Source organism: Frigoribacterium sp. CFBP 13729, from assembly GCF_014841875.1.
GTDB lineage: Bacteria > Actinomycetota > Actinomycetes > Actinomycetales > Microbacteriaceae > Frigoribacterium.
Genome location: NZ_JACYUR010000001.1, coordinates 524015 through 536964 on the forward strand (window position 1 = coordinate 524015; position 12950 = coordinate 536964).

Consider the following 12950-nt stretch of genomic DNA (forward strand, 5'->3'; position numbering starts at 1 on the left):
GAGTAGATCATGAATACTTCGTCAATGGCCTCGACGATCAGTTCACGAGCCCGAAACAGCGAGGAGGCAGGGTGGCGACCATGACCGGGACGAACCGCATCACGCTGGACGGTACGCCGCTGCGCGTCGCCGACCTCGTGGCCCTCGCCGACCGGCACGCCGAGGTCACCGTCCCGGACAGCGCCCTCGAGCGCGTCCGGCTGTCGCACGAGACCCTCCTCGCCGCCCGGGACGCCGGCACCGTCTACGGCGCCAACACCGGCGTCGGCGCCAACCGCACCGTGGCGCTCGTCGACGAGGGCGAGGACCTGTCCGAGGAGGAGGTCCTCCGGGAGCAGACCGCGCACGGTCTGCGCCTCCTCCGCAGCCACGCCACCGGCATCGGCGAGGTCGAGGACGACCGCGTGACCCGCGCCGCCCTGGTGGTCCGCCTCAACCAGCTGCTCGCCGGCGGGTCCGGGGTCAGCCCCGCCGTGGTGCGGGGGCTGCTCGCCGCGGTCCGCGCCGACGCCCTCCCGACGTTCCACCGGACCGGCTCCGTCGGCACCGGCGACGTCACGGCCCTGGCCGAGCTCGCCCTGACGCTGATCGGCGAGCTGCCCTGGCGCTCGGGCACGGCCGAGCCCATCGTCTTCGCCCCCAGCGACTCCCTGCCGTTCATGAGCTCGAGCGCCGTCACGCTGGCGACGACCGCCCTCGCCGCCGACGTCGCGGCCCGGCAGCTCGACGCGGCCACGGTGGTCGCCGCGCTGAGCTTCCGTGCGTTGCGAGGCTCGGCGGAGGCGTTCGACGAGCAGGTGCACGCGGCCCGTCCGCATCCCGGTCAGGTGCAGGAGGCGGCGCGCCTGCGCTGGCTGACCGAGCGCGTCTCGGGCCCGCCCGCCGGCGCAGCCCGCCTGCAGGACCCGTTCGGGCTGCGAGCAGCCCCGCAGGTGCACGCCCCCGCCCGCACCGCCCTCTCGGTGCTGCTCGGCGCCCTCGACCGAGAACTCGGCGGGCCGGCGGAGAACCCCCTGGTGGTCGACGACGGGGTGCGGCACCACGGCCAGTTCCACCTCGCCACCCTCGCCTGGACGCTCGACGCGGCCAGGGTCGGGCTGCACCCCGTCTTCAGCTTGTCGACGAGCAGGCTCGGGCTGCTGATGCGGGCCGACATGACCGGGCTGCCCCCGTTCCTCGCCGACGCCCGGCGGAACGCGACCAGCTCCGGCCTGATGATCGTCGAGTACGTGGCGCAGGACGCGCTGGCCCACATGCGCGTCGACTCGGCACCCGTCACGAACGCCAGCGTGAGCGTCTCGCTGGGCCTCGAGGACCACGCGAGCTTCGCGATCCAGAGCACGCGGCTGCTGACGAGCCTGGTGCGCTCGGCCGGCGCCGTGCTGGCCGTCGAGCTGTTCGCGGCCGTCCGCGCCCTCCAGATGGCGCCCGACCGCGTGGCCGGGACGCGCCTCCTGCCGGTGTTCGAGCACCTGGTGAGCCTGATCGACCCGTCGACGGACGACCGTCCGCTCGGGCCGGACATCGAGCGGCTGGAGGCCGAGCTGCCCGGCCTCGGCGCCGTGCTCGCCGACTTCCCCGCCCGGCAGGCGCCGCCCTCGTCGCCGTCGGCCCTCTCGTCCCTGCAGGAAGGGACCTCGTGACCGACTCCGCCAGCACGCAGTCGCTCGACCGTGTGCGGTCGTGGCTGCTCGACCTGATGCACGCCCATCGCCTCTCGCCCACCCAGCGCCGCGTGGCGCAGCACATGCTCGACTCGCTGCCCGACGTGGCCTTCGCCTCGAGCGTCGACGTCGCCGAGGCGGCCGGGGTGAGCCAGCCCACGGTGACCCGCATGGCGACGGCGTTCGGGTTCTCGGGCTGGGCGGAGTTCCGCGCCGCAGCCCGGGAGCGCGTCCTCTCCGCGTCGCCGAGCGACAGCCCGTCGCCCGGCCCGGGCAGCATCCCCGCGGCCGCGCTCGCCCGCGAGCGGGACAACCTGAGCGCCCTCGAGCAGACCATCACCTCCGACCGGATGACCCGTGCGGTCGACCTGCTCGCCGGGACGCGCCCCCTCGGCATCGTCGGCCTGAGGGTGTCCGCGTCGCTGGCGCACCACCTCGGCCACCTCGCGCAGAAGGTGCTGCCCGACGTCCGCGTCCTCGACGACGGCGCCTCGCTGATCGACGCCGTCACCCAGCTGCACCTCGACGGCGCGAGCGCGGTGCTGTTCGTCGTCATGCCCCGGCACCCGGACGCGACGGTGCGGGCCGTGGCCCACGCCCGGTCGCTCGGGCTGGCCACGGTCGGCATCGTCGACACTCCCCTCGTTCCGTTCGCCGACCTGCTCGACGTCGCACTGGTCGCCCCGGTGGGCACCGACCTCGTCTTCGACTCGCACGCCGCCGTGGTGACGCTGTCCATCGTGCTGCTCGACGCGCTCGCCCGACGGGACCCCCGGCGTACCCAGGCGCGGCTCGAGGCGCACGAGGAACTCGTCGCCACCTGGGAGCACGACGCCCGCCCGCGGCCCTCGTAGGAGGTACCCCCGACTCCTCAGGGACCGCCGAGCCAGTGGTCGATCCGGTGGTGGTCGGGGCGGAAGCCGTTCTGCACGCCCCAGAGCACGGCCTGCGTGCGGCTGGTCGCACCGATGCGCCGGTAGACCGACCGGATGTACGACTTGACCGTGTTCGGGCTGAGGTAGGTCAGGGCGGCGACCTCGGCGTTGCTCTTGCCCTGCGTGATCAGCGCCAGGATCTCCGACTCGCGGTCGGTGATGCCCTCGCGGCGGCCCGGCCAGTCGAGGCCGGGGGCGCTCGGCGCACGGCCCCGGACGTCGCTGACGACCTGCTCGCCTCGGTGCACCGCCTCGAGCGCCTCCACGAGCTCACGCGCCGTGAGGGTCTTCGACAGGTACCCGTGCACGCCCTGCGCGAGGGCCGCCTCCACAAGCTCGGGGTGGAAGTTCCAGGTGTAGACGACCACCTTGCCGGCCGCGGGGTTCGCGACGAGCTCGGCGAGCTCGTGGTGGTCCGACTCCGGCTGGGCGAAGGAGTCGTAGAGGACGACGTCGACCTCGTCGGACAGCGCCGTCGTCGCGTCGATCTCGGCGACGACGACCCGGTCGCGGTACCGGTCGAACATGTGGGCGAGGCCGGCGAGCACGACGTCGTAGTCGTCGACGAGGGCGACGGTGATCGAGCGGGTCGGGGCGAGGGGCATGACGACACCATCCCACCCCGAGGGGTGTGCCGCCACACCTCCAGGGGTGGTCTGCTGAGCTGCGCGACTCCACGGCACCGACGGTGCCCGTCGCGCACCTCTCCCGGAAGGAGAACACCATGATCGGTCTCATCATCAGCCTGCTCGTCATCGGCCTCATCGCAGGGTTCATCGCGCGAGCGGTCGTCCCCGGGCGTCAGAGCCTCTCGATCGCCATGACGATCCTCCTCGGCGTCATCGGCTCGTTCGTCGGCGGGTTCCTCGGCTTCCTGCTGTTCCAGCACGACCCGACCGACGGCTTCTTCCAGCCCGCCGGCATCATCGGCTCGATCATCGGCGCGATCGTCGTCCTCGCGATCTGGGTCGCCGTCTCGGGACGCCGCAGCGCCGCCCGCCGCTAGGCCACGACCGCTGCCGTCGCGGGGGTGCGCCGGGCCGTCACGGACGTCCCGGCCCCTCGCCCCGTGGTGGTGAGCCCGCTCAGCGCCCGGCTGCGTGGCGGGCAGCCACGTCGGCCGCCGTCAGGGCGACGTCGTAGACCGCGGTGTTCTCGAGATCGCCTCGGTAGTGCGGACTGGACGGCGCCTCCGGCCACACTCCCCCCACCGTGTCGTAGCCGATCCGCCACCAGCCGAAGAAGTTCTCTGCCGAGGCCTGCGGCGAGGACGCCACCTGCGCCCCGTCCACGTACATGGCCATGCCGGACCCGTCGAGGGTGACGGTGGCGAGGTGCCACGCCCCGTCGGCGTAGGAGGCGGTGCTCGACATCGTGTACTGCTGACCGCTGTACACGCCGAAGACGAGCGTGCCCCGGTTCGTGAGGTAGAGGTGCCGGTCGTACTGGGTCGAGGCGCCCGACTGGCTGTTCCCGAAGCCGACGAGCTTCCCCCCGGCTGTCGTCGTCGTCCGGAACCAGGTCTCGATCGAGAAGACCTGGGGGGCCCTCAGCCTCTCGGCCGTCGTGACCTGCCCCGTGACCCCGTCGAGCGTCAGCCACGGGCTCGGGCCGGACGCGCACGTCCCACTCTGGATCGCCGCCCCCTGGGTGAGCGTGCCCGTCCGCCCGTTGCCGCTGCTGTCCCGCAGCGACGTCCCGACGCCGTCGTTGTACTGGTAGGCGAAGTGCGCCTGCGCCGCGACAGGACGATCGAGGCAGGCGAAGCGGGACGTGGCGAGGCTGCTCGCCGTCGAGGTCGTGCCGGCGAACGCGGAGTGGCTCGAGCCCACCACGAGCACCAGGACGGCGACGCTGCCGACGACGGCGAGCGCCGTCCCCGACGCCCTGGCTGCCCAGGCCCCTGTGGTCACGGGGGCGCGCGCACGATGGCGGGACGGGCCGAGCGGGTCGACCACCTCCTCGTCGCCCCTCGGCTCGAGCCGTGTCAGGGCGATCAGCGCCAGCACGACCAGCGACGCCAGCAGGCCGCCGACCACGCGGTCGCCGCCGTGCCAGAGCATCGGGGAGCCGACCGCGGGCACGAGCAGGACGCCCACGCCGTGGACGTCCTCGACAGGGACCGGGCTCGAGTCGGCCGTCGCGTTGGCGTCGCCCTGCAGCCGGAGCCCGTCGGCGGTGCTCTCGACCAGCCGGTGCAGCCGCAGCTCGCCCGGTCGGTCGGGGTCGTCCACGAGCAGGACCTGCCCAGGGACGAGCTCGTCGGCACCGAGGGGCATCGCCACGACGACGTCGCCCGCGACGATCGTCGGCGCCATCGACCCCGAGACGACGGTGGTCGGCGACCAGCCCCAGAGGGCCGGCACGGCCGCCCAGAGGAGGAGGCACACCGCCGTCGTGAGGACCACCCGCGCACACGTCGCGACGCACAGGGCACCCCAGAAGGAGAGGGCGGTGCGCTCGTGCGGCGGCGTGGTGGTCGTGGTCATGACAGGGCTCCCGCTCCGGGTGGTCGACCGGGGTCGACCGGCGGTCAGCGGGTCTGGGCCTCCCAGGTGAAGGCGAGGGCGGCGCGGGAGTCCTGCCCGGTGTTCGGCGTGGCCGAGCTCAGCGTGTACGTGAACTGGAACGAGCGGGACTCGGGGGCGGTGCCCGACGGCGACCAGGTCGGCGCACCGGTCGCGTAGCCGGTGCGCTGGCTCGCGAAGTCCGCGAGCGTGCCCGACCAGACCTGGGGGTCCTGGGTCGCAGGCGTGAACCCGTCGCACGAGGCGCTCGACCCGCCGGTGCCCTGCACGATGCGCAGGTCGAGGTAGGACGAGAGCGAGTTCGTCGTCGTGGCCGAGGTGCCGTAGAGCCTGACCGCCGACGGCAGGGTGCCCTTGGACGTGACCGTGATGCACTTGCTCCCCGTGTCGCCCGGCTTCAGGCCCGACGCCGAGAACAGGGCGACGTCGGAGTCGTCGTCCGTGAGCTGGACGGTGCCGGTCGACCAGTTGCTGGTCGGGTTCGACGTGGTGGCGGAGAACGCCGAGTACGAGGCGGTCGAGATGATCGCGCCGGAGGCGATCACGGCGACGGGCAGGGCTGCCCAGCGGGCACGGCGCGTCCAGCGGGCGCGGCTGATCGTTCGGGACATGTCGGGAGGTCTCTCGGGTCGCGCCTCGGGAGCCCCCGGTGGTGCCGGTCGGGGAGGGACTCGCGAGGGTCGGCACGGTGCCGATGACGTGACGGTACCGACGGGTCGCCAGGGCGGTAAGGGCACGCGTGTCCCCAAAGAGGGGGATGCGCCTGTACCCCGACCCCACCTCCCCCCTTCGCCGCCCGCCGCGCCTGGTGATCCGGGGAGTTCCCGGCCGAGTCAGGTGCCGGCTGAACCTGCCGGGGAGGCGGTCTCTCCGGCGCGGCCGCGCGTCGCCACTCGTTCTTCGTACATCGGCCCGACCGGTCGCGCGGAGCCGTCGAGGCCGTGCACGGCCCGACGTGGCTCACCGTGTCCTAGTCGGACAGCTCGCCCGGGGCGAGCCGCACCTCCTCGGCGTCGAGCCTCGCCTGCACCTGGCGCAGCACCGTGTCGTCGATCCGCCCCTCGTCACGGAGGCGGACGACGGTGCCGCGCTTGCGGTGCAGCAGCTCGAGCCGCAGCTCCCGGTACTGCTGGTCGCGGCGCACGTCGTCGTCGTCCTCGGCCGAGACGTCGCCGGCCTCGACGACGCGCAGGTGCGCCTCCTGCTCCTCGCGGGCACGGTCCTCGACCTCCTGGTCCACCTCGAGGTCGCGGGCGACCTCGGCGAGGGCGTCCAGCGCCTCCTCGGCTGCGGTGGTCTCGGCGAGACGGCGCTCCTCGACGACGCCGGTGTCCTCGGGCAGCGACGCCCAGCGGACGACGGCGGGCAGCAGCAGCCCCTGCACGACCAGGGTCACGACGATGACGCCGGACGTCACGAAGACGATCATGTCGCGGTCGGGGAAGTCGTTCCCGGTCGTGAGCACGAGCGGCACGCCGAGCGCCGCCGCGAGCGAGACCGCGCCGCGGAACCCGGAGAGCCCGCTGAGGACCCGTGCCCGGTCGCTCACCCGCCGCAGGCGCTGCTGCGGCCGCCGGTCGACGGCCCGGATCGTGTACGCCGCCGTGAACAGGAAGACGATGCGGACGACGATCAGCGTGACGCTGATGACGACGACCGACAGGACGCCGGTGGCGACGAGACGCCCGTCCAGGCCCCGCACCGCCGTCTGCAGCTCGAGCCCCACGAGCACGAACAAGGAGGCGTTGAGCAAGAACGTCGACAGGCTCCAGAACGCGTCCGACTGGCGCCGGGTCGCGGCGCGGTCCCGTCGCGGTGCCGCCTGGCTCAGCGCCAGGCCCGCGATGACGACCGCCAGGACGCCGGACGACTCGACCGACTCGGCGACGAGGTAGGCGACGAACGGGGTCAGGATGGTGATCACCGTCTCCTGCAGCGGGTCGTCCAGGCGTGCCCGGACGCGCTTCACCGCCCAGGCCAGTGCCAGCCCGATGAGCGCACCTCCCCCGTAGGCGAGCAGGACGAGCCAGCTGATGCGCAGGGGCGTCGCCTCGTCCTCCCCCACGACGACCGCCACCGCCAGCCCGTAGATGACGAGCGCGGTGCCGTCGTTCACCAGGCTCTCGGCGCGCAGCGTCGTCACCGTGCGCCGCGGCAGCGACCTCGTGAAGGCACCGACGGCGGTCGCGTCGGTCGGGGCGACGGCCGCGCCGAGCACCCAGGCGGGACCCCACGGCATGCCGAGGAGGTGCGCGACGGTCGCCACCGCGGCCGCCGTCGCCACGACGAGCACCGTGCTCGTCAGCACGATGCCCCGGAGGTTCGCCCGGATCTCGCGCAGCGACGTCGTGAGGCTCTCCCAGAACAGCAGCGCCGGGAGGAAGAGGAAGAGCACGACCTCGGGCGGCAGCTGCACCTCGCGCAGGGCAGGCACGAAGCCGAGCAGGATCCCGCTCGCGAGCAACAGGATCGGCGGGGCGACGTGCAGACGGCTCGCCAGGCCGCTGCAGATGAGCACGGCGGCGCCGAGCACGACGACGATCTCGAGACCGAGCACGATGGTTCCTCACAGACGAGCGGGCCCTGGTGACCTGCGCACCCGACACAACTCGGTTCCCGGGCCGCCTGACACACCTTGACAGTGCCTGTCTGACGGGTACTTCAGGGACCTCCCTCCTGGGCCCGCGCGTCTCCGAGAGCGCCCTCGCTGGGCGGCGCACGATGTCAGCTGCCGCTGCACCGGCTCCGAGAAGCTGAACCACCCCGTCGTCGGCGAGCTCGAGCTCTCGTCGAGGGCATGGAGCGCGCCGGAGCCGGATGAGGAGAAGGGGTGCCGGCACGTCGCGCGACGGCACCCCTCCTCTGCCCCGTGCCGGGCTCGTCCGAGCTAGGGAATGGCGATGTCTCCCTGGTGCAGGACGCGGGGGTCCGCGTAGGTGTCCTTGATCGCCTGTTGTGTGTTCGCGGACTCGAGCTGCTCCGACCAGTGCATGAACCACGTCCAGTTCGGCTGCGCGGCCAGGTGCGCCGACGTGGGCATCTTGCCGACCTCGCCCAGGGCGATCGGCTTCCCTGCCGCGATCGATTGCATCGTCTGGTATTCGGCTGCACTCGGGAAGGTCTTGTACCAGGCGTCCAGGGTGACGACGTCGACGTACGAGCTGCCCGGGTAGTAGCCGGCCAGTCCGCCGGCCGGGTTGTCCTGCACGTTCCAGGCCCAGACCAGGTTCGTCATGCCCTTCGTGCCGGCCAGGTGGTCGCGGGTGATCTGGTAGAGCTTCGCGGAGCCGGCCGATCCCGAACGTCCGCCCCACCAGGCCCACTGCTCGTTCATCTCGTGCAGCGGACGGAAGACGGCGGGCACGCCCGCATCCTTCAGCTGCTGCAGGTAGGGGACGACCTCGTCGAGTCGTGACTTCCACGCCGCGTTCAACGTCGTCCCATTCGTGGTCAGCTGCGACCACTGCGCGTCGGTGAGGTTCGCGTTGACGTCGTTCCACGAACACGACGACCCGACCGTCGGTGGGCAGACGTGCCACGTCAGCGAGACGAGCGCCCCGTTCTTCCACTCCGTCTTCGCCTGGTCGACGACACGCTGCCGGTTCGCCACGTCAGAGGCGGCGAAGAGGAAGTCCCCGCCCCAGAGCGCCGGGTAGACCCCGGTGATGTCCTTGACGCGCTGTGTGTACTGGCTCGGCTGCCCGGCGGGCTCCTTGTTGTGCTGCCCGCTGATGGTCTTCTGGCCCTTGATGCTCGCCAGGTAGTTCATCACCGTGCTCTTGCCGGTCGGGCTGAACGCCTCCGCCGGGGTCGCCGCGGGTGCGCCCACGGCGAGGATCCCCGCCAGGAGGAACGCCATGCCGGCCCCGAGGGCGGTGTGCTTCGGACGTGTGGTCATGATGCTTCTCCTCGCTCGACCACCGAGGTGGTCGTCGATGCGAGCCGACGTCGTCGTGCGGCCCGGAGTGCGACGGCACCGGCGATGACCGATGCCAGGGCGGCCAGGGCGAGCGCCGTGGTCGAGGTCGAGCCGGTGAAGGCGAGACCTGTGGAGGCGGTGGTCGCGGAGGCCGGGACGGTGCCGGTCCCGCTGACGGGCACCGCGCCTCCTGCACCGGACTCCGGACCTGCCGGCCCGGCACCGCTGCCCGGCGTACCGGGCGTGCCCGGCGTGCCCGGATCTGCAGGTACGACCGCGGCAGGGTCGACCATCGTGACGACGTCGTCCACGAGCAGCTCGCCAGCACCGTCGCCGCCGAGGTAGAACGCGAGCTGCGTCACGGTCGACGGGTCGAGGACGGCGTCGCCCGCCCAGGCAGGCGGCGCGAACGCGCTGAAGGGCACGTCGATCTGCTGCCAGCCCTCCCCCTCGACCGCGAGGGTGGTCTCGAAGTACGACCCGCCCGCCACGATCTGTACCGTCACGTCGTCACCGGCGGGGGCACGCAGCGAGAGCGAGAGGCCGGTGTAGCCCCACCAGTCCTGCGGCTCGGCGAGGGTGCGGACGACGCCCGCGTAGCCGGGGCCCGCGAGGTCGTAGGCGAACCGTCCTGCCTGGGAGCCCGTGGACGGGTTCTCGCCGAGGGTGGACGTGACGGCTCCGCCGCCGGTGTTGCGCACGTAGGTGCTGGTGAGGGCGGCGTCGTCGGCGTACTCCTCGAAGTCCTCCACGCCGAGCGCCTCCGTGGGGAGCGGACGCGTGGCGAAGGACGCCGTCGTGGGCACCGACGTCGTGGTGCCGACGCCGTTCACGGCCTCGACCGACCACCGGTAGGTCGTGCCGGGCACGAGCGTGACGTCGGGCCGGTACGACGTGCCCGTGAGACCGTCGGCCGAGGCCACGACGGTGCCCTCAGCGTTCGTGAGCGCGAAGCGGTAGTAGGCGGCGTCGGTCGCGGCCGTCCAGGCGAAGTCCGGCGTCGAGGTGGTGCCCGTCGTCTCGTCGAGGGGCGCCTGGAGCGAGAACGCGCCGGGCGCCGTGGTGGGGTCGACGGCCGCGGACCGCAGGGTGGCCCGCGTGAGGTGCGCGTCTCCGGTCAACACGACGCGGACGTGGTCGTCGGCGAGGCCGTCGGCGACGACCGAGCCCTCGTCGGTGACGACCGTGGCGGCAGGCACCCACGTGCTGCCGTCCGCGCTGGTCTCGATGCGGGCGGCGCCCGGCTCGTCTACCTGGAACTCGGCACGGGTGAGCCCGGCGTGCTGCCAGGCCACCGTGCCGGATGTGCCGTCCGTCGCGATGACGGATCCTCCGTCAGGGTCGGCCGCGACCGTCACGCCGTCATGTTCGGACGAGAGGCGCCAGTCCTGCACGGGGTCGACGAGCACATCGCCGCCGTCCGGGTGGACGACATCGGACGCGGGTCCGGTCGTCCCCGCGCCGTCGAGTGCCCGGACCCGGTAGGAGGCGCCGGCCGGGGACTCGATGTCGGTGACGGTCCCGGCTGACGCGCCCAGTGCCTCCTCGGTGACGGTCGTCCACGGCTGGTCGTCGACCTGTCGCTCGACGACGTATCCGGCTGCGCCGGCGGTCCCGCGCCAGGTGATGGTCGAGATGCCCTGGGCTCGCTGCACGCTCGTCACGATCGGGGTCTCGAGAGGCAGGGCGGGCAGCACGACGCCGATGTCGCGGGCGTACTGGCGGATCGCCTCGGCCCGAGACTCCTCGGACGGCGTCCCTCCGGGCAGGTGGAAGGTGAACCCGTCGTCGTGGGGCACGAGGCCGGCGCGGTCGTCGTGGCCGAACAGCGACCAGGCGAACATCCCGGAGACGGCCGGGTCCTGGGCGAGCGGGCTCAACAGCGCGGGCGTCGCCGCCGTCGAGGCGTACTCGCCGGCGATGTAGACCTTCCCGGCGGCGGTGACGGTCGCGGCATCGGCTGAGACGCGGGCGGCCGTCGGCGGGTAGTAGTGGACGTCGACGATGTCGAGCGCGGTCGCGGCGAGGGTGTCGGGGTCGATGTCGAACCGTCGGCCGGCGGCGACGAGCTGGGACGGGGCCTGTCGCTTGATGTGGGCGACCTGTTCGTCGATCCACGGGAGGGTCATGCCCTCGAGTTCGTTGCCGAGTTCCCAGGCCATGATGGTCGGGTCCTCGGCGTAGGGGACGCCGGTCAGCGCGTTGGTCCGCCCGACGACGTGGTCGACGTAGTCCTGGTAGGCGTCGATGGCCCGAGGGTCGGTGTAGAAGTCGGCGGACTCGAGGCCCAGGGGCGTCGTGAAGTCGCGGTGGCCGCCGTGGTAGTACTCCCACTCGTCGGTGAGCGGCAGGATGAGCCGCATGCCGAGCGACCCGGCGTAGGCGACGGCGAAGTCGATCGTGGCGAAGGCGTCGTCGTCGTACTCGCCCAGGCTCGGCATCAGCGCGAGCGTGTTCGCGTCGTCCTGGGCCGTCGAGGTGCCCATGTGCGAGCGGACGACGGTGATGCCGGCTCGGTGGGCCGAGTCGAGGGTGTCCTTGATGCGGAAGAAGGTGGGGTAGTCGACCCCGCCGACGTTCTCGTCGAGGCCGAGCCAGTAGATGTTGGCCCCGCTGGCCCGGAAGGTCTCTCCCCCGAGTTGGAGGCGTGACGCGTCCCGGGTGACGAACTCGGTGTTCTGGGTCGTCCACTCGGCGCGGGGCGCGGCGGACGCGGCCTCCGCCTGGTGTGGCGTCAGGGGTGCGAGCGAGCCGAGCAGGACGCCCGTGGCGACCACGGCACACACTCGGATCGACCGCCTCCGTGTCGGTCTCGGGGTCGTGCGGGACGGATGGTCGTGGCTGGGGACGCTGGTGGCGATCGGTGTCGTCATCGGTGCTCAGGCTCCTTCGGCTGTGCGGTGATCAGGGCGCCCCGTTCGGGCCGCCCGGTGTCAGGTGGTGCTGACCAGCCGCCGTGTGTCGACCCGGTTCGGGTCGACCATGTCGGGGCGGTGGACGAGTGCGGCGGCTCCCAGCAAGGGAGCGGCGGATCCGAGGGCTGCCGGGACGATGAGCACCTCGGTGGCGTAGGGGAGCACGGTGGCTCGACGGGCCCCGTGGCGCACCAGGTCGACGTAGTCGGGCACGACCCCCGCGAAGCCGCCGCCGACGGCGACGGCGTCCAGGTCGAGCAGCGTGGTCGTGCCGGCGATCGCCTGGCCGACGGCGGCGGCGGATCGGTGGACGGCCGCCAGGGCGGTCGGCTCCCCGTCGGCGCACGACAGGGCGAGGTCCTCCCCCGAGGTCCCGGACCAGCCGTGGCTCCGGGCCCAGCGCACGGCGTTCGTCCCGGACGCGACGGCCTCGAGCGTGGTCGAGTCGGCCTCGCCTGCTTCCCCTCCGAAGCCGGCGACGTGGATCTGGCCGATGTGTCCGGCGTTCCCCGTCCTGCCCGACACCAGGGCGCCGCCGACGATCAGCCCACCGCCGACCCCCGTCGAGACCACCATGGACATCGTGTTCGCGAGCCCGGCCGTCGCTCCGAGCCAGTGCTCGGCGAGAGCGATGCAGGTGCCGTCCAGGCGAAGCCGGACCGGCAGGGCCTGGAGGCGGTCCTCGACTTCTCGGCGCAGGTCGAACCCGGCGAGGACGGGCAGGTTCTTCGGGCTCACCGTACCCGCGACGAGGTCGACGGGGCCGGCCGACCCGATGCCAGCACCCACCAGCTCGCCGCCGGCCGGGAGGGCGGCCAGGGCACCGCCGACCACGGTGCCGACGGCACCCCGCAGCTCTACCCGCGAGGCCGCCGCGCCCGTGGCGGCGCGCACTCGGCTGCCCCCGACGATCCGGCCGTCGTCGTCGACGAGGGCAGCCTCGACCTTGGTGCCGCCCAGGTCGACTGCCAGGGCGAGCCTCGACATCG

The 12950-nt window shown here is 72.9% G+C and carries 11 protein-coding genes; 4 read left to right on the forward strand and 7 right to left on the reverse strand.

Going from position 1 to position 12950, the window contains the following annotated elements:
* Positions 1 to 80: 80 nt before the first annotated feature.
* Positions 81 to 1643, forward strand: coding sequence for an aromatic amino acid ammonia-lyase (locus IFT77_RS02325; protein WP_192041787.1), 1563 nt, complete (start codon positions 81 to 83; stop codon positions 1641 to 1643).
* Complete coding sequence (locus IFT77_RS02330; protein ID WP_371740886.1) at positions 1640 to 2518, forward strand: MurR/RpiR family transcriptional regulator; 879 nt, start codon at positions 1640 to 1642, stop codon at positions 2516 to 2518. Before IFT77_RS02325 ends, IFT77_RS02330 begins: the two co-directional genes overlap by 4 nt.
* A gap of 17 nt (positions 2519 to 2535) precedes the next feature.
* Here the strand turns inward: IFT77_RS02330 and IFT77_RS02335 are convergent, their stop codons facing one another.
* Positions 2536 to 3204: a LuxR C-terminal-related transcriptional regulator gene (locus IFT77_RS02335; RefSeq protein ID WP_192169130.1), complete on the reverse strand. Its 669-nt coding sequence runs from the start codon at positions 3202 to 3204 to the stop codon at positions 2536 to 2538.
* 119 nt (positions 3205 to 3323) lie between these two features.
* Between IFT77_RS02335 and IFT77_RS02340 the strand changes: the two genes are divergently transcribed.
* Entirely contained in the window at positions 3324 to 3605 is a 282-nt protein-coding gene (locus IFT77_RS02340; RefSeq protein WP_123546074.1) for a GlsB/YeaQ/YmgE family stress response membrane protein, read from the forward strand.
* Positions 3606 to 3684: 79 nt separating this feature from the next.
* Here IFT77_RS02340 and IFT77_RS02345 read toward each other — a convergent pair whose 3' ends face one another.
* The 3 genes from IFT77_RS02345 to IFT77_RS02355 all read right to left on the reverse strand — a co-directional run bounded on the left by IFT77_RS02345 (position 3685) and on the right by IFT77_RS02355 (position 7684).
* The gene (locus IFT77_RS02345; protein WP_192169131.1) at positions 3685 to 5088 is read right to left on the reverse strand and encodes a LamG-like jellyroll fold domain-containing protein; all 1404 of its coding nucleotides are present in this window, start codon (positions 5086 to 5088) and stop codon (positions 3685 to 3687) included.
* 44 nt (positions 5089 to 5132) lie between these two features.
* The gene (locus IFT77_RS02350; protein ID WP_192169132.1) at positions 5133 to 5738 is read right to left on the reverse strand and encodes a hypothetical protein; all 606 of its coding nucleotides are present in this window, start codon (positions 5736 to 5738) and stop codon (positions 5133 to 5135) included.
* Between the two features lie 359 nt (positions 5739 to 6097).
* The gene (locus IFT77_RS02355) at positions 6098 to 7684 is read right to left on the reverse strand and encodes a Na+/H+ antiporter (RefSeq protein ID WP_192041791.1); all 1587 of its coding nucleotides are present in this window, start codon (positions 7682 to 7684) and stop codon (positions 6098 to 6100) included.
* Between the two features lie 88 nt (positions 7685 to 7772).
* Between IFT77_RS02355 and IFT77_RS17360 the strand changes: the two genes are divergently transcribed.
* On the forward strand, positions 7773 to 8018 hold the full coding sequence (locus tag IFT77_RS17360; RefSeq protein WP_371740962.1) for a hypothetical protein: 246 nt from the start codon (positions 7773 to 7775) through the stop codon (positions 8016 to 8018).
* Here the strand turns inward: IFT77_RS17360 and IFT77_RS02360 are convergent.
* The 3 genes from IFT77_RS02360 to IFT77_RS02370 all read right to left on the reverse strand — a co-directional run bounded on the left by IFT77_RS02360 (position 8015) and on the right by IFT77_RS02370 (position 12948).
* Positions 8015 to 9025, reverse strand: coding sequence for a glycosyl hydrolase (locus IFT77_RS02360; protein WP_192169133.1), 1011 nt, complete (start codon positions 9023 to 9025; stop codon positions 8015 to 8017). The two genes, IFT77_RS17360 and IFT77_RS02360, sit on opposite strands and share 4 nt — an antisense overlap.
* Positions 9022 to 11823: a carbohydrate binding domain-containing protein gene (locus IFT77_RS02365; RefSeq protein WP_192169134.1), complete on the reverse strand. Its 2802-nt coding sequence runs from the start codon at positions 11821 to 11823 to the stop codon at positions 9022 to 9024. Before IFT77_RS02365 ends, IFT77_RS02360 begins: the two co-directional genes overlap by 4 nt.
* Positions 11824 to 11979: 156 nt before the next feature.
* Positions 11980 to 12948 (reverse strand): ROK family protein, encoded by a 969-nt coding sequence (locus tag IFT77_RS02370; RefSeq protein WP_192041794.1) that lies wholly within the window; start codon positions 12946 to 12948, stop codon positions 11980 to 11982.
* Positions 12949 to 12950: the final 2 nt, after the last annotated feature.